This window comes from Bacillus sp. SW14 (genome assembly GCF_047608225.1).
GTDB classification, from domain to species: Bacteria; Bacillota; Bacilli; order Bacillales; family Bacillaceae; genus Bacillus; species Bacillus subtilis_G.
This window is the reverse complement of record NZ_JBLKRW010000001.1, coordinates 352,165-374,795: the sequence shown is the minus strand read 5'-3', so window position 1 is coordinate 374,795 and position 22,631 is coordinate 352,165. Positions and strand designations below refer to the sequence as shown.

25 protein-coding genes are annotated in these 22,631 nt (G+C 47.5%); 10 read left to right on the top strand and 15 right to left on the bottom strand.

Going from position 1 to position 22,631, the window contains the following annotated elements:
* Window positions 1–19: 19 nt before the first annotated feature.
* Window positions 20–955: a 1,4-dihydroxy-2-naphthoate polyprenyltransferase gene (locus ACMX2I_RS01955; RefSeq protein ID WP_087993222.1), complete on the bottom strand. Its 936-nt coding sequence runs from the start codon at window positions 953–955 to the stop codon at window positions 20–22.
* Window positions 956–1,402: 447 nt separating this feature from the next.
* On the opposite strand from ACMX2I_RS01955, the gene ACMX2I_RS01950 reads away from it, so the two are divergent.
* The 7 genes from ACMX2I_RS01950 (at window position 1,403) to ACMX2I_RS01920 (ending at window position 7,776) form a co-directional block, all read left to right on the top strand.
* Window positions 1,403–1,552 carry a teichoic acid D-Ala incorporation-associated protein DltX gene (locus ACMX2I_RS01950; RefSeq protein WP_039075082.1) on the top strand — a complete coding sequence of 50 codons (150 nt, stop codon included), beginning with the start codon at window positions 1,403–1,405 and terminating at the stop codon, window positions 1,550–1,552.
* Between the two features lie 17 nt (window positions 1,553–1,569).
* On the top strand, window positions 1,570–3,081 hold the full coding sequence (gene dltA, locus ACMX2I_RS01945) for a D-alanine--poly(phosphoribitol) ligase subunit DltA (RefSeq protein ID WP_414956013.1): 1,512 nt from the start codon (window positions 1,570–1,572) through the stop codon (window positions 3,079–3,081).
* Window positions 3,078–4,265 carry a D-alanyl-lipoteichoic acid biosynthesis protein DltB gene (dltB, locus tag ACMX2I_RS01940; RefSeq protein WP_414956012.1) on the top strand — a complete coding sequence of 396 codons (1,188 nt, stop codon included), beginning with the start codon at window positions 3,078–3,080 and terminating at the stop codon, window positions 4,263–4,265. The genes dltA and dltB overlap by 4 nt, the downstream gene beginning before the upstream one ends.
* A 16-nt stretch (window positions 4,266–4,281) precedes the next feature.
* Window positions 4,282–4,518, top strand: coding sequence for a D-alanine--poly(phosphoribitol) ligase subunit DltC (gene dltC / locus ACMX2I_RS01935; RefSeq protein WP_003227325.1), 237 nt, complete (start codon window positions 4,282–4,284; stop codon window positions 4,516–4,518).
* Window positions 4,518–5,696 (top strand): D-alanyl-lipoteichoic acid biosynthesis protein DltD, encoded by a 1,179-nt coding sequence (gene dltD, locus ACMX2I_RS01930; protein ID WP_253268666.1) that lies wholly within the window; start codon window positions 4,518–4,520, stop codon window positions 5,694–5,696. The genes dltC and dltD overlap by 1 nt, the downstream gene beginning before the upstream one ends.
* Before the next feature lie 88 nt (window positions 5,697–5,784).
* Entirely contained in the window at window positions 5,785–6,543 is a 759-nt protein-coding gene (locus tag ACMX2I_RS01925; protein ID WP_414956011.1) for an SDR family oxidoreductase, read from the top strand.
* Between the two features lie 141 nt (window positions 6,544–6,684).
* A complete protein-coding gene (locus ACMX2I_RS01920) occupies window positions 6,685–7,776 on the top strand; it encodes a branched-chain amino acid aminotransferase (protein ID WP_289348710.1) in 1,092 nt (363 codons plus the stop codon).
* Window positions 7,777–7,807: 31 nt separating this feature from the next.
* Here the strand turns inward: ACMX2I_RS01920 and licH are convergent, their stop codons facing one another.
* The 7 genes from licH to ACMX2I_RS01885 form a co-directional block, all read right to left on the bottom strand.
* Entirely contained in the window at window positions 7,808–9,136 is a 1,329-nt protein-coding gene (licH, locus tag ACMX2I_RS01915) for a 6-phospho-beta-glucosidase LicH (protein ID WP_414956010.1), read from the bottom strand.
* Window positions 9,133–9,465, bottom strand: coding sequence for a PTS lichenan transporter subunit IIA (licA, locus tag ACMX2I_RS01910; RefSeq protein ID WP_148963361.1), 333 nt, complete (start codon window positions 9,463–9,465; stop codon window positions 9,133–9,135). The genes licH and licA overlap by 4 nt, the downstream gene beginning before the upstream one ends.
* A gap of 18 nt (window positions 9,466–9,483) precedes the next feature.
* Complete coding sequence (licC, locus tag ACMX2I_RS01905; RefSeq protein ID WP_087993232.1) at window positions 9,484–10,842, bottom strand: PTS lichenan transporter subunit IIC; 1,359 nt, start codon at window positions 10,840–10,842, stop codon at window positions 9,484–9,486.
* Between the two features lie 15 nt (window positions 10,843–10,857).
* Window positions 10,858–11,166, bottom strand: coding sequence for a PTS lichenan transporter subunit IIB (gene licB, locus ACMX2I_RS01900; protein ID WP_087993233.1), 309 nt, complete (start codon window positions 11,164–11,166; stop codon window positions 10,858–10,860).
* Between the two features lie 128 nt (window positions 11,167–11,294).
* Window positions 11,295–13,220, bottom strand: a complete 1,926-nt coding sequence (gene licR / locus ACMX2I_RS01895; protein ID WP_414956009.1) for a transcriptional regulator LicR — start codon at window positions 13,218–13,220, stop codon at window positions 11,295–11,297.
* Window positions 13,221–13,380: 160 nt separating this feature from the next.
* Window positions 13,381–13,539, bottom strand: a complete 159-nt coding sequence (locus ACMX2I_RS01890) for a hypothetical protein (RefSeq protein ID WP_087993235.1) — start codon at window positions 13,537–13,539, stop codon at window positions 13,381–13,383.
* Between the two features lie 28 nt (window positions 13,540–13,567).
* On the bottom strand, window positions 13,568–14,158 hold the full coding sequence (locus tag ACMX2I_RS01885; RefSeq protein ID WP_414956008.1) for a DNA-3-methyladenine glycosylase: 591 nt from the start codon (window positions 14,156–14,158) through the stop codon (window positions 13,568–13,570).
* A gap of 128 nt (window positions 14,159–14,286) precedes the next feature.
* Between ACMX2I_RS01885 and katX the strand changes: the two genes are divergently transcribed.
* Together katX and ACMX2I_RS01875 are read left to right on the top strand one after the other, a co-directional pair.
* The gene (gene katX / locus ACMX2I_RS01880) at window positions 14,287–15,930 is read left to right on the top strand and encodes a catalase KatX (protein ID WP_414956007.1); all 1,644 of its coding nucleotides are present in this window, start codon (window positions 14,287–14,289) and stop codon (window positions 15,928–15,930) included.
* Between the two features lie 98 nt (window positions 15,931–16,028).
* Complete coding sequence (locus ACMX2I_RS01875) at window positions 16,029–17,231, top strand: MFS transporter (protein WP_414956006.1); 1,203 nt, start codon at window positions 16,029–16,031, stop codon at window positions 17,229–17,231.
* Here the strand turns inward: ACMX2I_RS01875 and ACMX2I_RS01870 are convergent.
* The 6 genes from ACMX2I_RS01870 to sigY are packed head-to-tail and all read right to left on the bottom strand — an operon-like array spanning window position 17,228 to window position 20,132.
* A complete protein-coding gene (locus ACMX2I_RS01870) occupies window positions 17,228–18,004 on the bottom strand; it encodes an ABC transporter permease (RefSeq protein WP_289348722.1) in 777 nt (258 codons plus the stop codon). The two genes, ACMX2I_RS01875 and ACMX2I_RS01870, sit on opposite strands and share 4 nt — an antisense overlap.
* Window positions 18,001–18,888 carry an ATP-binding cassette domain-containing protein gene (locus tag ACMX2I_RS01865; RefSeq protein WP_414956005.1) on the bottom strand — a complete coding sequence of 296 codons (888 nt, stop codon included), beginning with the start codon at window positions 18,886–18,888 and terminating at the stop codon, window positions 18,001–18,003. Before ACMX2I_RS01865 ends, ACMX2I_RS01870 begins: the two co-directional genes overlap by 4 nt.
* Window positions 18,889–18,894: 6 nt before the next feature.
* Window positions 18,895–19,083 (bottom strand): sigma Y negative regulator YxlE, encoded by a 189-nt coding sequence (gene yxlE, locus ACMX2I_RS01860; RefSeq protein WP_162103693.1) that lies wholly within the window; start codon window positions 19,081–19,083, stop codon window positions 18,895–18,897.
* Window positions 19,080–19,286 (bottom strand): sigma Y negative regulator YxlD, encoded by a 207-nt coding sequence (yxlD, locus tag ACMX2I_RS01855; protein WP_414956004.1) that lies wholly within the window; start codon window positions 19,284–19,286, stop codon window positions 19,080–19,082. Before yxlD ends, yxlE begins: the two co-directional genes overlap by 4 nt.
* Complete coding sequence (locus ACMX2I_RS01850; RefSeq protein WP_414956003.1) at window positions 19,283–19,603, bottom strand: YxlC family protein; 321 nt, start codon at window positions 19,601–19,603, stop codon at window positions 19,283–19,285. The genes yxlD and ACMX2I_RS01850 overlap by 4 nt, the downstream gene beginning before the upstream one ends.
* Window positions 19,596–20,132: an RNA polymerase sigma factor SigY gene (gene sigY / locus ACMX2I_RS01845; protein ID WP_414956002.1), complete on the bottom strand. Its 537-nt coding sequence runs from the start codon at window positions 20,130–20,132 to the stop codon at window positions 19,596–19,598. The genes ACMX2I_RS01850 and sigY overlap by 8 nt, the downstream gene beginning before the upstream one ends.
* A 212-nt stretch (window positions 20,133–20,344) precedes the next feature.
* Between sigY and ACMX2I_RS01840 the strand changes: the two genes are divergently transcribed.
* Window positions 20,345–21,718 (top strand): cytosine permease, encoded by a 1,374-nt coding sequence (locus ACMX2I_RS01840; protein ID WP_414956001.1) that lies wholly within the window; start codon window positions 20,345–20,347, stop codon window positions 21,716–21,718.
* A 27-nt stretch (window positions 21,719–21,745) separates the two neighbouring features.
* Here ACMX2I_RS01840 and ACMX2I_RS01835 read toward each other — a convergent pair whose 3' ends face one another.
* Window positions 21,746–22,576, bottom strand: coding sequence for an NAD(P)H-hydrate dehydratase (locus ACMX2I_RS01835; RefSeq protein WP_414956000.1), 831 nt, complete (start codon window positions 22,574–22,576; stop codon window positions 21,746–21,748).
* Window positions 22,577–22,631 lie beyond the last annotated feature (55 nt).

The following is a 22,631-nucleotide window of genomic DNA, read 5'->3' as shown; positions in this document are numbered from 1 at the left end:
AAACAAGCGGTCTTTCTTTTTACCGGAAGTAACTGATCAATAATCCGATTGAGAGCAGGAATCCGAAAAATGTATTCGTTTGGGCTGTTGATTTCATTGCGACAATCATATTCATCGGCAATTCTTTTTGGACGAAGCCCTTCACTGCCTGAACCGGCTTAGGCACACTCAAAAAGACGACAAACAGCCACGGGCTTGCGGCACCGGTGATGACCAAGCCGACAACCCAGATATAAGCGACAGCAAACGACGCAGCTAAGACCGTGACAGCTCCCTTATGCCCCATCAAAATCGCTAATGTTTTGCGTCCGCCTTTTTTGTCCTCTTCAATGTCGCGAATGTTGTTCGACAGGTTAATCGCACCGACAAGTATCGCAATCGGGATCGAAATCAAAATGCTTTGCAAATTGATTTTATCTGTCTGAATGAAAAACGAAATCAGCACAAACACCGAACCCATACAAATGCCTGAGAATAACTCACCGAACGGCGTGTATGCAATCGGCAGCGGCCCTCCTGTATACAGGTAGCCGATCGCCATGCCGACAAGGCCGATCAGAGCCAGCCACCAGCTGCTGCTCGCGCAAATATAGACGCCGAGTAAAATGGCAATCCCATATGATACAAGGGCTAATTGCAAAATCGTGATCGGCTTCATTCCGTGGCGTACAATCGCACCTCCGATTCCGACAGATTCTGCTGTATCTAACCCGCGTTTAAAATCGTAGTATTCATTAAATAAGTTCGTCGCAATCTGGATCCATAAGCAAGAAAACAGCATAGCCAGAAACAGCAGCAGATCAACCTTCACATAAAACATCGCCAAAACCGTTCCGAGCAGCACAGGCACAAACGATGCGGTTAACGTATGAGGACGGGTTAACTGCCAAAGGATCTGCCCCATGCTTTCTTTTTCCGGCGCTGTCTGACCCTCACCCTTATTTGTTTGGTTCATCTTCCTCTTCCTTTCTATTAAAAGGCTTACTTTTTTTCAGCCGGCAGCTTTGATAAAAACTCCTTTTGCTTCCTTATCTATCATAATGACTTCTCCCCCATTTCACAAGATACCGCAAGAAGGCGTTTTCTTTCTTATTATACGCTTTCCGCCCCGATTTCATCAGTTTTCTGCTTTCACCTGAACGAACAAATACAGAAAATTTTTTTTAAGTGCATTACGCTTTTTAAAAGTTAAAAAGATCATTTTTACTCCTTCTACCTTTACCTTTTATAATGAATCAGCCTCAGACAATTCATTCTTGCCCTAGCGGGTATAAAGATTCATTTTCAATAGCAAAATGCCGATATATTTATTTGAGGAGTTTAGGGAAAAAATGAAACTTTTTGAGCATCTAATCGTCAAATACTCATGTGATTGTCGAAAAAACGGGAAAGGACTTTTGATATGCTGCAATTGATGAAACAGCTGTATGAAAAGCCCGCTGTCAAGTGGACATGTCATACAGGTTTTTACTTGATAATACTGCTTGTTTTGTTTTTTATGTATGGTTTTCACACCGCGAACACCGGTTCATATATTTATAACGATTTCTAATTGGAGAGAGAATAAAGATGAAACTTTTACATGCTATTCAAACACATGCGGAATCTTATCCGCAAACCGTTGTCTTCCGCTCTCAAGGCCAGTCGCTCACGTATCAGGAATTATGGGAGCAGTCTGACCGTGCGGCTGCCGCGATCCAACAACGCATTTCCGGGGAAAAGAAAGCCCCTATCCTTGTGTACGGCCATATGGAGCCGCACATGATCGTTTCCTTCTTGGGAAGTGTCAAAGCGGGACATCCTTATATTCCGGTTGATCTATCGATTCCGTCCGAGCGGATCGCGAAAATTATCGAAAGCTCTGGAGCAGAATTGTTAATCCATGCTGCCGGACTTTCAATTGATGCAGACAGCTACCAGATTCAGACGGTTTCAGCAGAAGAACTGCTGGAAAACGAAGACGGCTCTGTCAGCCAAGGTCAATGGGTCAAGGAACACGAAACGTTTTATATCATTTACACTTCCGGAAGCACAGGAAATCCGAAAGGCGTGCAGATTTCCGCCGCGAATCTTCAAAGCTTCACAGACTGGATTTGTGCAGATTTTCCGGTCAGCGGAGGAAAAACATTTTTAAACCAAGCGCCGTTTTCATTTGATTTATCTGTCATGGACCTTTATCCGTGCCTTCAATCAGGCGGGACTTTGCACTGCGTGACAAAGGATGCTGTGAATAAGCCGAAAATCTTATTCGAGGAGCTGAAGAAGTCCGGGCTGAATGTGTGGACATCAACGCCTTCCTTTGTGCAGATGTGCCTGATGGACCCGGGTTTTTCACAGGACCTGCTGCCTCATGCGGACACATTTATGTTCTGCGGAGAGGTACTCCCGGTTTCTGTAGCAAAAGCGCTGCTTGAGCGTTTTCCGAAAGCAAACATCTTTAATACGTACGGTCCGACCGAAGCAACAGTGGCTGTCACATCCGTTGAGATTACGGATGACGTCATAAGCCGCAATGAATCGCTTCCCGTCGGCTTCGCTAAGCCAGATATGAACATTTTCATTATGGACGAACAGGGACAGCCGCTTCCTGATGGAGAAAAAGGAGAAATCGTCATTGCAGGGCCGAGCGTAAGCCGAGGCTACCTCGGTGAACCTGAGCTGACGGAAAAAGCGTTTTTCTCTTATGAAGGCCAGTGGGCATACCGAACTGGCGATGCCGGCTATATCCAAGATGGTCAGATTTTCTGCCAAGGACGTTTAGATTTCCAAATTAAGCTTCACGGCTACCGAATGGAGCTCGAGGAAATCGAGGTCCATGTCAGACAGTCTCAGTACGTTCGCTCTGCTGTCGTGATTCCTTATCAGCCAAACGGAACAGTTGAGTACCTAATCGCGGCTATTGTGCCTGAGGAGCATGAGTTCCAGAAGGAATTCCAGCTGACAAGCGCCATTAAAAAAGAGCTTGCCGCTTCCCTTCCGGCTTATATGATCCCGAGAAAATTCATTTACCAGGATCACATTCAAATGACGGCTAACGGCAAAATTGACCGGAAACGCATCGGCGAAGAGGTTCTTGTATGACGCCTTACAGCTCGTTTTTATTCTTTATACTGCTTGGCATTCTTCTTCTGCCGACGATCATTCTCGGCCTGAACGGAAAAAGATTTCAAGCATACAACATGTTCATATCTATCATTATATTAGCTTTAATTTTTTCGCACGACGTACACGGGGTCATCGCCCTGTGTCTGTTTACGATATGGCAGGTGCTTTTGATCAGCGGCTACTTGGCGTACAGGCAGAAAGCGAATAGCGGCTTTGTCTTTTGCGGGGCTGTGATCGCATCGATTCTGCCTTTATTCTTGTCAAAAATATGGCCGTTTCTTTCACACCCGCAGCCGCACCACCCGCCACATAATCTGATCAGCTTTTTAGGGATATCGTATTTAACCTTTAAAGGCATTCAGCTAATTATGGAAGCAAGAGACGGTCTGCTGAAGGAACAGCTGCCGCTGCACCGCCTGCTGTATTTCATCCTGTTTTTCCCGACGATTTCCTCCGGCCCGATCGACAGATACCGCCGGTTCGTCAAGGATGAACAGAAGGCTTGGACGAAAGAAGAATACGCCGATCTATTGTATACAGGGATTCATAAAATCTTTATCGGTTTCCTGTACAAGTTTATTATCGGCTACGCCATCAACACGTACTTCATCATGAATCTTCCCGCGATCACGCACAATAAGATTCTTGGGAACCTCCTGTACATGTACGGCTACAGCATGTATTTATTTTTTGATTTCGCCGGCTACACGATGTTTGCCGTCGGGGTCAGCTATATAATGGGCATTAAATCACCTGAAAACTTTAATAAACCGTTTATCAGTAAAAATATTAAAGATTTCTGGAACCGCTGGCATATGTCTCTGTCATTCTGGTTCAGAGATTATGTGTTTATGAGATTTGTATTTTGGATGACAAAGAAAAAGTGGATCAAAAACCGTATGGCCGTCTCAAACATCGGGTATTTCCTGTTGTTTATGCTGATGGGGGTTTGGCACGGGCTTGCCCCTCAATATATCATCTACGGCCTCTATCACGCCGTGCTGATGACGTGTTACAACTTTTTCGAGAAGTGGAATAAGAAATACAAATGGCTGCCGTCCAACCGCTGGACAACCGTTCTTGCGATTGTGATCACATTCCACTTCGTTTGCTTCGGATTTTATATTTTCTCAGGAAAACTATTTCATCACCACCATTAAAGGAGATTAGAAAGCTATGGATTTTAAACAAGAGGTATTAGACGTTTTAGCAGAGGTTTGCCAGGATGACATCGTAAAGGAAAATCCTGATATTGAAATTTTTGAAGAAGGTTTGCTTGATTCTTTTGGAACAGTAGAATTGCTGCTTGCGATTGAAAACCGTTTTGATATTTTAGTGCCGATCACTGAGTTTGACCGGGATGTATGGAATACACCTAACAACATTGTAAATCAGCTGTCTGAGTTGAAATAATGAAAAAGCGTTTTTTCGGTCCAATTATTTTGGCGTTTATTCTATTCGCAGGCGCCATCGCAATTCCATCTTCATGGCTGACAGGCTTCATCACCGATAAGCGGGTGAAAGAATCAGCAACAGCCTTGAACCCAAGTATGTTTCAAGGGCTTTATTTACAAGACCAGATGCTCAAAGATCCGGCGTATCTTCCGATTTACGGATCTTCTGAGCTTTCCCGGCTGGACGAGTTCCACCCATCTAACTATTTTCAGGTGAACAATGAGGGGTTCACGCCATACCTTGTCGGCAAAGGCGGATCACAGTCATTGATTCATTCTTTAAACTTCGCTGCCCATATGGATCAGTTGAAGGGCAAAAAAATCGTATTCATCGTGTCTCCGCAATGGTTTATTAAGCGCGGGTCTGATGAACAGCATTTCGCGCCGAACTATTCCGCGCTGCAAGGGCTTGATTTGGCGTTTAACGAGCAGGTCGACCCCGATGTGAAAAAGAAAATGATAAAACGCATGCTGCGCTTTAAGGCCGTTCAAAATGATGCGATTCTTTCCGAGCTGTACAAAGCAATCGTAAACGGGCAGACGTGGAAAGTGAACGCGCTGAAGCCGGCGGCAAAAGTGTATTACAGCATGCTGGAAAAGAAAGACCTGTATTATTCAGCGACGGAATCATCCGGTCCAAAGCGGCATATCTCACAGTCAGTAAAGGATAAGTCATGGGCTGAATTAAATAAACTCGCAGAACAATCCGGCAAACGCCACTCCGGGTCTAACGATTTTCACATCGACAACCCTGTTTATAAAAAGCTAAAGCCGAAAGTGCCTAAGCTGAAAGGGAAAAACAAAGGAAAATCGTATGCGGTGTCACCGGAATACGGTGATTTCGAGCTGATGCTTGATATCCTGAAGGATGCGGGAGCAGAGCCTATGTTTGTCACTATTCCTGTTAACGGAAAATGGTACGACTACACAGGCTTCCCGAAAAAAGGCCGCACTGACTATTACCAAAAGGTGAATAAACAGATTAAAGCGAAGGGCTTCCAGGTTGCTGATTTTTCTGGGCATGAACATGACCCGTACTTCATGAAAGATACCATTCACATCGGCTGGAAAGGCTGGGTGTATGTCGATAAAGCGATTGACGAATTTTATAGAACCGGAAAAGTCACTTCATCCTGAGCATCCCATAGGACGCGGCTGCATATTTCCTGCTAAGATTTGAAATAGTAAAGGAATCACAGCCAACTGAATTAGAGGTGTTACATCCATGAAGATGACAGGCAATACAGTTTTAATCACAGGCGGTTCCGCGGGGATCGGGCTTGAACTGGCCAAGCGGCTTTTGGAACTCGGCAGTGAAGTCATCATTTGCGGACGCAGCGAAGCGCGTCTCAAGGAAGCGAAACAGCAGCTCCCAAACATCCACACAAAGCAATGTGATGTTGCAGACCGTTCGCAGCGGAAAGCTTTGTTTGAATGGGCTCTAAAGGAATTTCCGGAGCTGAATGTTCTCGTCAACAACGCGGGCATTCAAAAGGAAATCGACTTTACCAAAGGGACTGAGGAGCTTTTTGTGGACGGAGATGAAATTGAACTTAATTTCCAAGCGCCTGTCCATTTATCAGCCCTTTTCACACCTCATTTAATGAAGCAATCCGAGGCGGCAATTGTTCAGGTCACGTCGGGGCTTGCGTTTAACCCGTTAGCTGTTTATCCAGTGTACTGCGCAACAAAAGCGGCGCTGCACTCGTTCTCGCTTACGCTCAGACACCAGCTTCGCGATACGAGCGTGGAAGTGATTGAAATGGCGCCTCCTATGGTGGACACGGGATTAAACCAAAAGTCACGCGATAAACAAGGCCTGACGTACCGCGGCATTTCAGCTGAAGAATATGTTCAATATTTCTTGGACGGCTTGAAAGAAGGCAAACAAGAGATTACAAATGAACGTGTTGAAGGTCTTCGAAACGCCACTCGCGCCGATTATGACAGGGTGTTCAAACAAATGAACATGCAGGAGAATTAATTTCTCCTGCTTTTTTCTTATGAATTTCTTACAAATTTGAGCAAACCTATTGCGAATATTTGTTGAAAGTATACAATAGAATATAAATTATTTTCAAATAAGTTTGATAATATAAACAATTTAACAGCAGGGAGATTGACCATGACTAAACATACGATTCGCGTTGAATTGACATCAACAAAAAAACCGAAACCAGATCCTAATCAGCTTTCGTTCGGAAGAGTGTTTACAGACCACATGTTTGTAATGGACTATGCGGCGGATAAAGGATGGTACGATCCAAGAATCATTCCTTATCAACCTTTTTCAATGGACCCGGCCGCAATGGTATATCACTACGGCCAAACCGTGTTTGAAGGGTTAAAGGCTTACGTGTCAGAGAATGACCATGTCCTGCTTTTCAGACCGGAAAAAAATATGGAGCGCCTGAATCAATCAAACGACCGACTCTGCATCCCGGAAATCGATGAAGAACAGGTTCTTGAAGGTTTAAAACAGCTTGTCGCAATCGATAAAGACTGGATTCCGAACGCGGAGGGCACATCCCTTTATATCCGTCCGTTTATCATCGCAACCGAGCCTTTTCTCGGTGTTGCGGCATCTCATACGTATAAACTATTTATCATTCTCTCTCCGGTCGGCTCTTATTATAAAGAAGGCATCAAACCGGTCAAAATCGCTGTTGAAAATGAATTTGTCCGTGCGGTAAAAGGCGGAACGGGAAATGCCAAAACCGCGGGGAACTACGCTTCAAGCTTAAAAGCGCAGCAGGTAGCCGAAGAGAAAGGATTTTCCCAAGTGCTCTGGCTGGACGGCATTGAGAAGAAATACATCGAAGAAGTCGGCAGCATGAACATCTTCTTCAAAATCAACGGTGAAATCGTAACGCCGATGCTGAACGGAAGCATCCTGGAAGGCATTACGCGCAATTCAGTCATCGCCTTGCTCAAGCATTGGGGCCTTCAAGTTTCTGAACGGAAAATTGCGATCGATGAGGTCATCCAAGCCCATCAAGACGGCATCCTTGAAGAAGCTTTCGGAACCGGTACAGCGGCTGTTATTTCTCCAGTCGGCGAGCTGATCTGGCAGGATGAAACACTGCCGATTAACAACGGTGAAACAGGAGAAATCGCCAAAAAACTATATGACACGATTACAGGCATTCAAAAAGGCGCTGTCGCAGACGAATTCGGATGGACGACCGAGGTCGCAGCGCTGACTGAAAGCAAGTAAGAAAAAGCCGGCCCACTGAAGGCCGGCTTTTCTATGCTTCAATCTTGTTAAAGAACTGCGGCAGATACGCTTTGTGCGCCTCCAGCATTTCGTCTAAAATCTGTTTAGCGACCGTGTCGGACGGAACGAGCGGGTTTATCGCCATGGCGAGGAGCGCTGTTTGGTAGTCGCCTGTGACCGCCGCTTCTGCCGCGACACGTTCAAAGGATTTGATTTGCTGGACGAGGCCCCGGACAGATACCGGCAAGTCGCCGACAGCAATTGGCTGAGGGCCGTTTTTCGTCATCACGCAGTTCACTTCAACCGCGGAATCGTCTGGGATGCTGGCGATCGCACCATTATTGATCGTGTTTACCGGCTGAATATCGTGTTTATCATTGTAAATGGAGCTGATTAAATTACACGCGGCATCGCTGTAGTAAGCGCCGCCCCGTTTTTCCAGCTGCTCCGGTTTGATCGCAAGGTTCGGGTCTTTGTAGAGTTCGAATAGCTCTTTTTCGACCTTCTGCACCACTTCAGCTCTGGTGCCTTCCGTTTGTGATGCTTCCAGTTCGTGCTCCAGCATCTCTTTTGTTTTAAAATAGTAACGGTGGTAGCCGCAAGGGATGATATCGAGCGCTTTTAAAAATTCCGGCTCCCACTCTGCGCCTGAGATGTTTTTCATCGTCATCGCGTTTTTCGGATCACCCATTGCTTCGATGACTTGATCCTTCACACTGACGCCGTCCAAGAAGACATCCAGCCCGAACACCATATGATTCAATCCGGCGAATTGGACTTCTACGCGTTCCACATCTACATCAAGTGCTTCGGCAACGCCCATTTTAATGCCGATTGGAACGTTACAGAGACCGACGACTTTCTTCAGATTGGAGTAGCGAAGCAAGGCTTCTGTCACCATGCCGGCAGGGTTTGTGAAGTTAACGAGCCATGCGTTCGGGCAGAGCTCTTCTATGTCCTTTGCGATCTCAAGGATGACCGGAATCGTGCGCAATCCTTTAAACAGGCCTCCCGGGCCGTTTGTTTCCTGGCCGATGACGCCGTATTTTAATGGGATGCGCTCATCCTTGGCTCTTGCCTGCAGAAGTCCGACGCGGAATTGAGTCGTGACAAAGTCTGCGTCTTTCAGCGCTTTTCTTCGGTCGAGCGTAAGATGAATGTCAATCGGGACACCGGCTTTTTCAACCATCCGTTTGGCGAGCGTGCCGACAATATTGAGCTTTTCTTCGCCCTCGGGGATATCGACGAGCCATAATTCACGAACAGGCAGCTCCTCATACCGTTTAATCAATCCCTCTACGAGCTCTGGCGTGTAGCTTGAACCTCCGCCAATCGTTACAATCTTTAATCCTTTTGTCATATGCTTGCTCCCCTTTGCTCGGTGATTTTTTCATATAGCTCAATGATCTCCGCCGCCAGGTCCTTCACTGTCATCGCATTCATTAAATGATCCTGTGCATGAACCATCAGAAGCGTCATTTCCGTTTTTTCTCCGCCCGCTTCATTTTGAATCAGCTCTGTCTGATAGTGATGGGCTTTTGACAATTCTTCTGCGGCATCTTGAAGCTTGTTCCGCGCTTCTTCTGCGTCACCGCTTTTCGCAGCGGCAATGGCCTCCATTGCGGAGCTCCTTCCGTTTCCTCCGTGAAGGATGATTTGAAAAATGATTTGCTCCATTTTCTCATTCACGCGATTCACTTCCTTTCTCTACAGAGCCGCTTCTTTGTCATCTGATGCTGCAGGCGTTTGGGCCAGCTCCAGATCGTTTTCTTCTTTCAGCTTCTGTTTATCCCACATTCTGAAAAACGGATAGTAGACAACAAAGGATACGGCGAGATTAATGGCTTGCATGACCGCACCTGAGACTTTTCCCCCTGTCGCCAAATAGCCTGAAAAGATTGGCGGCATGGTCCACGGCACTGCGATCCCCGCCGGTTTGGCGACAAGCCCGGTGCTCATTCCGATGTATGTGAGTGTCACTGTGACAAGCGGCGTGATGATAAACGGAAGTAAAAGCATCGGGTTCATGACGATCGGCATACCGAAAATAATCGGTTCGTTAATATTGAAAATGGCCGGTCCGATCGCAAGCTTTCCGAGCTGCTTCATTTGTTTGCTGCGGGCGCGCAGGAACATCGTGACAACCAGCGCCAAAGTAGCGCCGCTTCCGCCGATATTGATCCAGATATCAAAAAATTGCTGGGTGAAAATCTTAGGCAGCTCCTCACCGGCTTGGAAGGCAATCCTATTGGCATCCATGGCGCCGTACCAAATCGGTGCCATGACGCCGCCGACAATGTTTGCTCCATGAAGACCGCAGGCCCATAAAAGCATTTTGACGGCTTCAGCGACAAGGCTGCCTCCGAGACTTCCGCCAAGAATAGAAAGCGGCGTCCCCAATAAAACGCTTACAATATTATGAAGGCTTTCAAACGGTGTTGCTTCAACAATCAGCCGGGCTGCCCAAATCAGAAAGATGACGGCAAAGCCGGGGATTAACGCGACAAATGACTTGCTGACCGCCGGGGGAACACCGTCCGGCATTTTGAAGACCAAATTGCGCTGGATAATGAGGCGGTAAATCTCAGTTGATACCATCGCGATAATCATGGCGACAAACAGACCTTTGCTTCCCATGAGTGTTAGCGGAATTCCGCCGCCGACCATGATTTCTTTCGTCGAACCATCAGGCGTAAACGGCACTTGATACGGTGTCGCTAACAAAAATGCCGCAAGTGAAATGGCTCCGGCCGACAAGGCATCAACACCATATTTCTCGGCGAGCCGGTAGGCGATGCCGAACGCGGCGACAAGGCCCATAATTTCAAAGGTGGCGTCGACTGGGTAGTCCAGTTTATCAGACCAGGAGCTGCCAAACGTTTTTGCCATAAACTCAGCGTAGCCCGGGATCGGGAGGTTGCCGATGATGAGGAAAAAGGAACCGATGATAATCAGCGGCATTGTGAGAATGATACCATCACGCAGCGCCTGCAAATGACGCTGGCCCGCAATTCTTCCCGCTATAGGCATGACCTTTTCTTCTAAGATCTGATTGACTTTATTCACATAGCCCGCCCCTCTCTATGACACATGTCCAAGCTGTTCAGCCGATTTCAGCACTTCCGCCCCGTTGCACGTGCCATAATGGACGGTATTAATGACGTCTACCGGAACCCCCTTTGCCTCTCCTAATTTTTTCAGCTGCGGAAGCATATAACGGACTTGCGGGCCGAGAAGCAATACATCCGCTTTATCAATATGTTGTTGTACAGAATCCCCTGAAACTGCCCAAATGGTATAGTCTTTTCCTTGTTCCTGCGCACTTTTTTCCATCTTGCTCACCAGTAAGCTGGTAGACATGCCTGCTGCACAAACGAGTAATATATTCATGTAAAAGACCTCCTAGAGTTTGATCAATTTTGTCATGTCCTGCTGTTGATATCATCATATTATGAAATCGCTTTCATAAACACTCAAGGTTTTTCCGCAGGAAACGGAAAAAAGGTATATACAGGCTGTCAGCTCAGCATTTTTTGGTCAAACACTTCCGAAAGCTCTTGATACGAACGGCATTTGATCAGCTGGTTTACCGCCGACGGGTCATCCAACATGCTGCCGAGCAATTTGTACATGCTTTGCAAATCCGCTTTGTTCTCCTTTTCAACACAAAGCAGACAAACAAATTGAACACGCTGATTCTCCCAATCTATCGGTTTTTTTAGCGTACAAACGACCCAAAACGTTGTTTTCGTCTGCGGAACGAGCGGGTGCGGGATGGCAACAAGATTGCCGAAGCACGTTGGCGACATGGCTTCTCGTTCAAAAATGGAAGCGATGAGTTCATCATCTGCATAGCCGCAATCAACCGCTTTCCGCCCTAAAAATTGAATCACTTCTTCTTTTGAGCGCAGATCCTTCTGGAAGAAAACGAGGTCTTTTTTTAGGTAGCGGACCGCTTTTTCTTTTTCATCCCTTAGAATGGATTCTATTTTTGTAAAGTCGATTCCGCCCAAGAGTGTGTTAACCTTCAGCACTGGTACAGGCAGCTCTTTTTTGATCGGGATGGTGCTGATGACAAAATCAATGGATTCATAGGATATCTGGTCAAGACTGTAATACTCAGCAGTTCCCAGAATATCGAGCCGCTTGCCGAAATGGGAACGGAGTTTTTCACGCAGAAGCTGGGCGCTCCCGGCACCTGATGCACACACAATGATACAGCGTTTCGGCGGGCTTTCTGTTTTTTTTCGTTCAATCGCGGCGCCAAAATGGAGGGCCAGATAACCCATTTCGTTTTCATGAATGTCGATGCCCGTTTCTTCCTTTATCACCATTCCCGCAATGATTCCGGCCTCAAAAGCGAGAGGATAATGTTCCTTGATCGCTGCCAGCATCGGATTTCGCAGGTTCATGCCGTATCGATTGCGGCTGATCGCCGGCTTCACATGCAGCGCCAAGCCAATTTTCAGCTCTTTGTCATGCAGAATGCCCAACTTCAGTTCACGATCAACTGCCTTGATCATAGCAAAAGTCAGCTGATCGGTTTCTTCGTCTATTGAAAATGTGTCTTCCCCGCATTGGGATTGTGTCATTCGTTTTGTGCCGAGGAGATGCATGGCGATATAGGCCGCCTCGTCTTTCGGAAATGTAACGGCGAGAGCTGATTCCAGCTCTTTTACGATGGCTTTTGCAGCTTGATATTCTTTTTGATGCAGGATATGATCCATATCTTCCGGGAAAAGAGAGACATAGTTTTCCGTTCTGATTCGTTTACAAGCGATGGCGATATGAATGATGAGGTTATTCAGTCCCAAGTTAGAGAGAGGAATGCGGTCGTTTTTCATTTTTTTCAGGATGGCGGTACGGATGATCTCAATTTCTTCCTTCGGCAAAATATTAGCCTTTTCATTCAGAACATCAATCTCCGTTTCTCTTTCATCGACAATGTACTCAGCCATACAATATCTCATCTGCACCTCGTCTCCGCGCAGCTTGAAGCCGTAATTCGGTCGTGTTTCCATGACGATGCGGTAAGGCAGCAGCCGTTTCTTTACTTCTTTTAAATCCGTTTGCAGCGTAGATTTTGAGATAAATAGTTCTTCAGCCAATTCATCGAGCTTGAGGTAATGCTCCGCCAGCAGCAGCCGTTTCATAAGATAAACCATTCTCTCCTCCGGCAACACCGGCAGGCCCTTTTTTTGCTGAAATACATCTTGCAGCAGCGTTCTGAATGTCTGCTCATCATGAATGCGGAGTTTGTAACCGGAGCCTCTTACCGATTTGATCAAGGCGCCATGGCCGCTCAGCACACCTTGCAGTTCCTTTATATCATTGCGGACCGTCCGCGTCGTTACGTTTAATTGCGCGGCAAAAAACGAGCTAGTCACCGGGGCTTCAGCCGCCATCAGCAAGCGCAGAATATCACGAAGTCGCCCATGAAGCATGAGAAAAACCTCCTATCAAGTAGATGCAGGGATAAAGTCAATAGGCAGAAAGGATGGTGAAGGAATGAAATGTATATAAATTCTATAATGGAGAGAATGGCAAGTCAATGAACATCGGGAGGACAAGAGGGGAAACGGACCCATAAAAAAACAGCCGGGTTCAGCCGGCTGTTCGGGATGAGGACGTGTTCTTTTGTTTTGACGCCTTCCGATCCTTCATGATTTTTCGTACAATCGGGTAAATGAGCGGCGCCCATTTGATAACGGTTTTGATCATCTTTTTCAAAGCTCCAATTCTCCCTTCTTTTTTCTCAACCATTCCCCTGATTGTCTTTTGCATAAACATGCTAACGCGACACGTACCTATTTCCCTTCACCCAGAAACGCCACGGATAATCGCGTGCCTCTCCGCTGTTGTCAATGCCGATGCGCGGGCCGGTTGAGATTTCTTCCGGTGTGTACCCGCTTTCAATGTAAAGGGGCTGTTCCGTGATCCAACGTCCGTAATCATTCATCGTGACGCCAAGCGCTTTCGTCAGCTTTCCAGGTCCGTTTGTCCATTCCCTCGGACGCCGGCCCGATCTTCTCTCCTCCATTAACAGCTGCCCTTCATAGGGCTCAATCGCCCTGATTAGTACCGCTTGTGGGACATCCTCTTCTGCGGCAACGACATTCAGCAGTGTATGGGTGTGCATGACGTATGTATACACCCGCCCAGCTTCCGCAAACATAATCTCAGTCCGCTTCGTCCGGCGGTTGTTAAAGCTGTGGGCCGCTCTGTCTCCAGCTCCCATATAGGCTTCTGTTTCCACAATATAGCCTGACGCTGTGCCTTGGTCTGTCTCTTTAACCAGAAGGCAGCCGAGAAGCGCCGGGGCAAGCTCAAGGGCGTTTTTTTGATAAAACGTGATGGGCAGCGGATGTCTTTCTCTCGTCACGAATCGACCTCTCCTTTCACCAATTTTTTTACATTGTACCATTCCCCAACCTGATGAAGAAAAACGGCTGTTTTAAAATCTTTCCATTCAGGGCATATTGTTATCGTTTAAAAAAGGAGGGTCAACCAATGAAAGATGAGCACCAAAACAAGCATCACGGAACAAATGCCCAAAGCAGCGAGGATACGCTTTCTCATAAGACATCCGGGAAAAACGAATCAGAGGATACTTTGACGAACAGGCAGGGGCACCCTGTCACCGACAACCAAAATGTGAGGACGGTCGGGAACAGAGGGCCTACAACACTTGAGAACTACGATTTTCTCGAAAAAATCAGCCACTTTGACCGTGAACGCATCCCGGAGCGGGTTGTCCACGCCAGAGGAGCGGGTGCACACGGGTATTTTGAAGCGTATGGAAGCTTTGGAGACGAACCGATTTCAAAGTACACCCGGGCCAAGCTCTTTCAGGAAAAAGGCAAGAAAACGCCGGCATTTGTCCGTTTTTCTACGGTGAATCATGGAAAACACTCACCCGAAACATTGAGAGACCCGCGCGGTTTTGCCGTGAAGCTTTATACCGAAGACGGAAACTGGGATTTGGTCGGGAACAACCTGAAAATCTTTTTTATTCGCGACCCGCTGAAATTTCCGGATCTTGTCCACGCATTTCAGCCTGATCCAGTGACCAACATCCAAGATGGTGAACGTATTTTCGACTTCATTTCCCAGTCTCCTGAAGCGACACATATGATCACCTTCTTGTTTTCGCCTTGGGGCATTCCGGCCAACTACCGGCACATGCAGGGTTCAGGCGTACACGCCTATAAGTGGGTGAATGAGGAAGGCAAGGCCGTCCTCGTGAAATATCATTTCGAACCGAAGCAGGGCATCCGCAACCTGACACAGAAGGAAGCGGAAGAGATTCAAGGGAAAAACTTTAACCATGCAACACAGGATTTGTATGAAGCAATTGAAAATGGCGATTATCCGGAATGGGAAGTGTATGCCCAAATTATGAGCGATAATGAGCATCCTGAACTGGACTTTGATCCGCTTGATCCGACAAAGCTGTGGTATAAAGACGATTTTCCATGGAAGCAGATCGGCAAACTGGTTCTTAATAAAAACCCGGAAAACTACCATGCGGAAGTGGAACAAGCTTCATTCGGAACAGGAGTGCTTGTTGACGGACTCGATTTCTCAGATGACAAGCTGCTGCAGGGGCGGACGTTTTCCTACTCTGATACACAGCGCTACCGTGTAGGCGCAAATTACCTGCAACTTCCGATCAACTCGCCGAATAAGCATGTCGCCACCAACCAGGAAGGCGGGCAAATGCAATATCGGGTCGATCGAGCAGAAGGCCAAAACCCGCACGTCAACTATGAGCCATCGATTATGGGCGGGCTGAAGGAAGCGAAGCAGGATGGCAAAGATCATACGCCGCATGTCGAAGGTGATGTAAAGCGTGAAGCGCTCGACAGAACGAACAACTTCGGACAGGCTGGAGAGACCTACCGGAGATTTTCAGAATTTGAACGGAACGAATTGATCACGAATCTGGTTAATACACTTTCTACATGCCGAAAAGAAATTCAGGATCAAATGATAGAGAATTTCACAAAAGCTGATCCCGACTACGGAAAACGCGTGGCAGAAGGGCTGAAAAAAGCCTCCGAAAACAACAGCAACGGACCGATCGGCACAACAGAGACTGAACAGGCTGCAATGCAAGCTGAACAGGAAAGTCATCCGTCTGACCCGTATTAAAACATCGAACAGGGCTTTTGGAAGTCCTGTTTTTTATTTTTCTATTGAAACGCTCTCAGCAATTGTGTTGTACTGGAAGAAAAAGGTGGAGAGGGAAGATGGAATTACAGCAGGACATGATGTCTCAGAAAAAAACAATCGGCGCTTTAGATCACGCCGTTTTCTTATGCATGGTATTTTGTTTTTGGTTTTCAGGCTATATTTACGTCCCTGTATTCAGCCTGTATTTGGAGGACCTGCACTTTTCATATGGCGCCATCGGAATCATTCTCGGCAGTTACGGGGTGACGCAAATTCTTCTTCGATTTCCGCTCGGCTTGCTGTCAGACATTCTGTTTTCTATGCGCAAGCAATTGTTAATTGCCGGGTTTGGGTTTTCCATCCTCAGCAGCCTGCTTTTTCTCCTGTTTGATTCTTTCTTCTTCGTGCTGGCCGCCCGGCTGTTTGCGGGGATCACCGCCTCTATGTGGGTCATGGCGACGATTTTATATGCACAATATTTCAACAGCGAAAACGCCTCAAAAGCAATGGGCATCATGCAGTTTTTCACCGTCATGCCTCAGTTTGTCAGCATTGTGTTCTGCGGGCTTGCGGCAGCCCACTTAGGCAGGCAGGTTCCGTTTTGGATGGCGCTGGCGGCCTCGGCCGCCGGTCTGGTGATTTGCTGCTTTATTAAAGACCCGTCGGCTTCTCCCGCGAATCGCGACACAATCGGTGTGCCGCAATACATCAAAGACACATTGCGGCTGCCGAAGCTCAAGCTTTTCACCATCCTGTCTATGACCGCCCACGCGGTGTTATTTATGACAGTGTTTGGTTTTACACCGCTTTACATTCATCAGCTCGGATTGGGTGACGCGGAGCTGCTTTGGGTGATGAGCGCCTTTTTCCTCCCTCACGCAGCCGCCACATTAAGCGTTGTGTTTCTGCGCATGACAAGCCGGATCGCTTACTCCGTGCTGCTCTCCAGTTTTGCAGTGACCGGAGCCTGTTTGCTATTCGTTCCTTTTTCAGCTACATTGTTCACGGTTTGCATCACGCACGCCTGCATCGGGATGGCGCTCGGTTTCGTGTTCCCTTTGCTGCTAGGCCATGTCGTCCATATCAGTTCTGCCCCTTTAAAAATGTCAGTCATGGGATTCTATCAATCGTTTTATGCATTGGGCATCTTCCTTGGACCCCTTCTCGCCGGAAAAATCGCACAGCTTTTCGGGCTTTCGGGGGTTTTTTATGGAGCCGGGGCGCTGGCATTTGCCGCCTTTCTTGTCATGCTCATGCAAAAGCGCAGCATGGCCAATTAATAGCTTTCATATCGCTGAAAGCGCCACACAGAAAACATGGCCAGAAGCACGATGGACAAAATAGAGAATGTGAGCGACCATCCGAAAAAATCCGCCCGCTCTCCATGAAGAAGGATATGCTCCGCCTGCTTGCAAAGCGCAGCAGGAAGCCATTTCGCACCATCAGGAAATAGCGAAACAGCAAAAGAAACCGCGGCCGTCAGCCCGATCCCGGAAGCCGCGGCTGCTCCGAGAGACCGAAACATCGTGCTTCCGGCAAGGCCGGCAGTCACAATAAACATGATCCAAAGAGCGTAAAGACCAAGGCTTCCGGCAAAGCGGCTGAAGGATGTGTCCTCAAACAGCTGCCTGACGTAATAATAAGCAAGCCCGTATCCAGCGGCAAACGACGCGATTCCGATCACGCTTTGGGTCAGCCATTTGCTCACGATATAATGGGCTGCCGTCACAGGCCGCGACATGATCAGCGACGTTACGCCTTGATTTCTTTCATTCGCCACGCTGCCCATCACGCTGAAGATGACCAGAGCCATGCCAAGCGTGTTGAATTGAGAAAGCGTGCTGACCATCACTTCAGACCCTGAGGGCATCGTAAAACTGATTTTCATGCCGTCCGGAAGGTTTCCTCCGTGTTCAATGATTTCCGGCATATAATAAATGGTCAGCGGCTGTGTCAGCCCGACGATCATCATCGCGATCGGCAGCCAGATCAGCTTGCCGCTTTTCCACCCATCGAGCCATTCTTTTTGAAATAGAGTCATCATCACCTTCATGCGTGCACCACCTTTAGATAGACGTCTTCAAGAGACTCCGTTTTCTGTTCAAAATGGGTAACGGTCAATCCCGTTCGGATACAATCACTCAGCAATGTCCGGCCAGCGTGTATACCAGGCAGCTCGAAAACAGCTTGCGACGGATTCATATAGGCAATACCTGATACATAAGGCTTCTCTTCAAGCCAGCCCCTCAGCTCCTCTTTCACTGTAAGGGTGAAAACGTTCGTTTGATGCTGTTTCTTAAGCTGCTGTAATGCGCCTTTCCATGAAACCTCCCCGTTTTTCATGATCACCACCTGATCACACACCTGCTCCGCATCGTGCAAAACGTGTGTGGAAAACAGAACAGTCATATGCTTCTTCAGCTCCCGCATCATATCGAGCACCTCGAACCGTCCTGACGGATCAAGAGCGGACACCGGTTCATCCAAAATCAACAGCTTCGGTTTATGGAGCAGCGCCTGTGCCAGACCGAGTCTTTGCTTCATGCCGCCTGAATAGCCGCCGATTCTTTTGTGTGCCGCTTCCTGCAAGCCGACAAATTCAAGCATCCCGCCGATTTCCTCTTGGCACTTTTTCTTTGAAAGCCCTGACAGTCTCCCGGCAAATGTTAAAAATTCGTTTGCGGTCATCCACGAATAAAAAGCAGGATACTGCGGAAGGTACCCGATCAAACGACGATCCGGCTTTTTCTCCCCTAACAGTTTGATGGTTCCAGAGGTTGGCGAAAGCAGTCCGGCCAGCATGTGCAGCGTTGTGGTTTTACCGGCTCCATTAGGGCCTAATAGTGCGACACACTCGTTTTCATTCACGTGAAAATTGACATTCTTTACAGCTTGATGATGCCGGTACGATTTACATAATGACTCAATAGACAGCATACCGGATCACCTTTGCTTTCTGCCGACGGTAAAAAATAAAATCGGCCCGATAATATTGATACACACAATGACCGCTGCCCACATCCACTTTGGCCCGTTTGTCCGCTCTTCCTTTATACAGCTGATAAGGGCAAACACCGCCAAAACCAACTGCAATACAATCAGCGGCAAAATCATTTCCCAAGAAATATTCATTGCTTGATCCCCCTTTTCTTCCGGTCCGGCCTAATCACAAAAAAGTAATAGCAAATCAGAGGCATCGGTGCTGTAATCAGTCCGACAATCCCCCAAACCCATGCCAGACGATCCCGTTTTTTCGCATCAATAAATAAAAAGATCCCCTGCACCAATACGATGAGATAAGCCGCAGCCGTTATGATCATTTCTGTTTGTGTCATCGGCGCTCCACCTCGCATTCCCCGAGCTGTCTTTTTTTCTCGGCCACAATCAAAATCGGCAGGACAGCCAGCGCACAGACCTGAAGCACGACAAAAACAGCGGGAACTTGATTAAATGCCAGCATCGCCGCGCTTACCATCGCCAGCGCACAGAACATAAATAACATCACTTCTTTCAGCAGGCTTTTTCTTCGTTCGGCTTTCTTTTGTGACAATTGATCAAGCAACTCTCTTTGACTCGGTATTTTCGGGTTAGCGCATTGGTCGATTTTCTGCAATTCCGATTTTAAATGAACAGATCGCTTTTCTTTATTCATCAGTCCACTCCTTTCTGATTTGCTGGAGCCCTTTATGAACCCTAGACTTAACCGTGCCTTCTTTGATTTGCAGCATCAGCCCGATTTCGGCGTAGGTATAGCCGTAGTAATGCCTTAATAAAACTGGCGTGCGCAGTTTAGGGTCCAGCTTTGAAAATAGATCAAGCGTTTCGCTCCATTCTGCCCCTTTCACTGACACGTCCCACTTGATCTTGCGGATTGTTTCTTCCGTCACCGCCTGATTCCGTTTCCATTCTCTCTTTCTCTTTTTCTGGTGATCGAGGTAGAGTCTCGACGCAATAGAGATCAGCCACGTGGAGAATTTGGAACGGCCTTGGAAGCTTCTTAAATGAATGTACCCTTTCAAAAAGGTTTCCTGTACAAGTTCTTCGCTGAGATCAGGGTGAAGGGAAAGCTTTAACAAATATTTGTATAAAAAAGAATAATGATAGTGAAAAAGGGCTGTAAACGCCTCATCGTTTCCCTCTTTCGCCTGCTGAATCAGCTGCTGTTCTTCACATGTATCCAATGGCCGCGATCCCCCCTTTTTTTGTTTTTCTGCCTTATGAGACGACACCGGATTCGAAACCGTTCAGCTTTTTTTACAATTCTATTCAGCTATTGACAGATCAGGCTTCTCGGACGTTTGGCTGTACATCCGCATTTGTAAACCCCCTCATAGTCTGCTAAGCTATGTCTTTATGTCGATTTTAAATAACATCCAATATGGAGGACGATGCATTGAAAGTAGAAAGGCGAACGATTGAACATATTCCAAATGAAGAAAGACATGGTAAAGCGAAAGATTTATTCCCCGTATGGTTTGGGGCTAATATGCATATCACCACGTTAGTGACCGGTACTCTTCCCGTGGCAATGGGACTTAATCTGTTTTGGAGTGTTGCCGCTATTATTTGCGGAACCTTAATCGGTGCCATATTTATGGCGTCTCATTCCGCGCAAGGCCCTCAGCTTGGCATCCCGCAAATGATTCAAAGCCGTGCCCAATTCGGCGTAATCGGAGCGATTCTTCCCCTCTTCTTAGTTATGTTTATCTACCTTGGTTTCTTCGCAAGCAGCACGATTCTGGCGGCCGGAACCTTAAGCAGCTTTGTTCCCATTCCGGGATCATGGAGCATTATAGGCTTAAGCGCCGTATGTTTTTTACTCACCATTTTTGGCCATGATTTGATTCACAAAATGCAAAAAATCCTTTCTTGGACCTCTTTTGCTGTATTTTTTGCTGCAACGATACTCATTTTTCAATTGCCGATTCCGGAAGGCAGCTGGATTCCCGGAGCGGTTGATCTGCCTGTTTTATTGGTGGCGGTCAGCGCAGTCGCGACGTGGCAGCTTGCATACGCGCCGTATGTTGCCGATTATTCACGATATCTGCCAGTTAAAACACCGGCTTCTCAAACATTTTGGTACAGCTATGCAGGGACATCTGTCAGCTCGATCTGGATGATGCTGCTCGGCGCTTTGCTGACGACGGCATTGCCTGACTTTACGGCAAACTCAGGCAGCCAGATTGTCCAATTGTTCGGCCCCTTCTCGTTCATTATGCTGATCATTGTGTTATTCGGGCAAATGGCGATCAATGTCTTTAACCTGTATGGGGCTTTCATGTCCACGACAACAACGCTTGAGCCGTTTCTGAAGTTAAAAGTCACACCCAAAGTCAGAATCATCATGATCCTCGGCGTCACTCTTGTCGGCACAGTCTTAAGCCTTCTCGGACAGAGCAATTTTATGGAGCTGTTTTTGAATTTTATCTTTTTCATCAGTTATTTCTTAATTCCATGGACGGCAATCAATTTAGTCGATTACTACTTCGTCCGCCATGGAAACTATCAAGTCAAAGCCATGTTCGATGTGAACGGGCCGTATGGAAAGGTCAATTGGATCACCACGATTGCGTTCGTTCTGTCCATCTTGCTGGAAATCCCGTTTATCAATACATCCTTTTACATCGGACCGCTGGCCAAAATGTTTGGCGGCGGAGACATCGCATGGATTGTCGGCTTGGCCGTGCCTTCTGTTCTTTACTATGTATTGATGAAACCGCGTCTGAAAAAACAAGCGGGTTATCAAGAAAAGCTGTCTTCCTTGTGAAGACAGCTTTTTATGTTACTGCTATTTTTATTCAAACCGTTTCCACACGCGAGGCAGCACGTCAGAAAGCTCGTGAGCGAGCAGCGTATGGGCTGAGTGCTCGTCCGTCCAGAGCTCGGCGCACGCACCGTGCAGATAGACCGCGTTTAATATCGCATGTTTCAGGTCTTCATGGCAGCAGAGCATGCCCAATATCATGCCTGTCAGCGTGTCACCGGTGCCGCCCTTGGCGAGCGCTCCGTTTCCAGTTGGATTGCACCAGCAGTCGCCATCGGGGAACGCAATAATGGTTTGATTTCCTTTTAACACAATGACAGCCTGCAGCTGAGCCGCCCATTCCTTTGCATATTCCGCTCTTTTGTTTTGCAGCTCTTTCACAGGAACACCTGTCATACGGGAAAACTCGCCCGGGTGCGGCGTGAGGATGACAGGCGCCTTCCGTTTCGGATATGTGCGCTTTGCCAGCGCTCCGGCATCCAAGATAACAGGGCAATCGGCCGCAAGCACATGATCAACTGCCTGCTGTACGCTTTCGGTTTGCGGAAGCCCCGGTCCGATAGCAATAGCGCGGTACGCCTCTTTAAGCTGAGCGTGCGCCGCTTTTTGCCAGCCGTCACGCCAATAGGTCGCCTCGGGCAGAACAGAAACGGTCAGCGGGATCACGTTTTCAGACGTGCCTATAACAAGCTTCCCTAGTCCGCTCCGCATGGCCCCAAGCCCCGCCAGAAGCGCTGCGCCCGGCATGTCGTCGCTTCCCGCCAGAAGCAATGCGGTACCGTACGTGCCTTTATGGCTCTCCGCATCTCTTTCAGGGAGCGAGGCCCTCACATGCTCCTCCGTCCAAATTGGAATATTCATCTCTATCCCTCCTCTGCTTTCTCTTCCTATTTTTCCTGTACCTCTTCTATTTCAA

Bases quoted from the DNA above. Each gene is read 5' to 3' on its own strand.
- ACMX2I_RS01955 (WP_087993222.1), bottom strand. From the start codon at position 955: ATGAACCAAACAAATAAGGGTGAGGGTCAGACAGCGCCGGAAAAAGAA.
- ACMX2I_RS01950 (WP_039075082.1), top strand. From the start codon at position 1,403: ATGCTGCAATTGATGAAACAGCTGTATGAAAAGCCCGCTGTCAAGTGG.
- dltA (WP_414956013.1), top strand. From the start codon at position 1,570: ATGAAACTTTTACATGCTATTCAAACACATGCGGAATCTTATCCGCAA.
- dltB (WP_414956012.1), top strand. From the start codon at position 3,078: ATGACGCCTTACAGCTCGTTTTTATTCTTTATACTGCTTGGCATTCTT.
- dltC (WP_003227325.1), top strand. From the start codon at position 4,282: ATGGATTTTAAACAAGAGGTATTAGACGTTTTAGCAGAGGTTTGCCAG.
- dltD (WP_253268666.1), top strand. From the start codon at position 4,518: ATGAAAAAGCGTTTTTTCGGTCCAATTATTTTGGCGTTTATTCTATTC.
- ACMX2I_RS01925 (WP_414956011.1), top strand. From the start codon at position 5,785: ATGAAGATGACAGGCAATACAGTTTTAATCACAGGCGGTTCCGCGGGG.
- ACMX2I_RS01920 (WP_289348710.1), top strand. From the start codon at position 6,685: ATGACTAAACATACGATTCGCGTTGAATTGACATCAACAAAAAAACCG.
- licH (WP_414956010.1), bottom strand. From the start codon at position 9,136: ATGACAAAAGGATTAAAGATTGTAACGATTGGCGGAGGTTCAAGCTAC.
- licB (WP_087993233.1), bottom strand. From the start codon at position 11,166: ATGAATATATTACTCGTTTGTGCAGCAGGCATGTCTACCAGCTTACTG.
- licR (WP_414956009.1), bottom strand. From the start codon at position 13,220: ATGCTTCATGGGCGACTTCGTGATATTCTGCGCTTGCTGATGGCGGCT.
- ACMX2I_RS01890 (WP_087993235.1), bottom strand. From the start codon at position 13,539: ATGGTTGAGAAAAAAGAAGGGAGAATTGGAGCTTTGAAAAAGATGATC.
- katX (WP_414956007.1), top strand. From the start codon at position 14,287: ATGAAAGATGAGCACCAAAACAAGCATCACGGAACAAATGCCCAAAGC.
- ACMX2I_RS01875 (WP_414956006.1), top strand. From the start codon at position 16,029: ATGGAATTACAGCAGGACATGATGTCTCAGAAAAAAACAATCGGCGCT.
- ACMX2I_RS01870 (WP_289348722.1), bottom strand. From the start codon at position 18,004: ATGAAGGTGATGATGACTCTATTTCAAAAAGAATGGCTCGATGGGTGG.
- ACMX2I_RS01865 (WP_414956005.1), bottom strand. From the start codon at position 18,888: ATGCTGTCTATTGAGTCATTATGTAAATCGTACCGGCATCATCAAGCT.
- yxlE (WP_162103693.1), bottom strand. From the start codon at position 19,083: ATGAATATTTCTTGGGAAATGATTTTGCCGCTGATTGTATTGCAGTTG.
- yxlD (WP_414956004.1), bottom strand. From the start codon at position 19,286: ATGACACAAACAGAAATGATCATAACGGCTGCGGCTTATCTCATCGTA.
- ACMX2I_RS01850 (WP_414956003.1), bottom strand. From the start codon at position 19,603: ATGAATAAAGAAAAGCGATCTGTTCATTTAAAATCGGAATTGCAGAAA.
- ACMX2I_RS01835 (WP_414956000.1), bottom strand. From the start codon at position 22,576: ATGAATATTCCAATTTGGACGGAGGAGCATGTGAGGGCCTCGCTCCCT.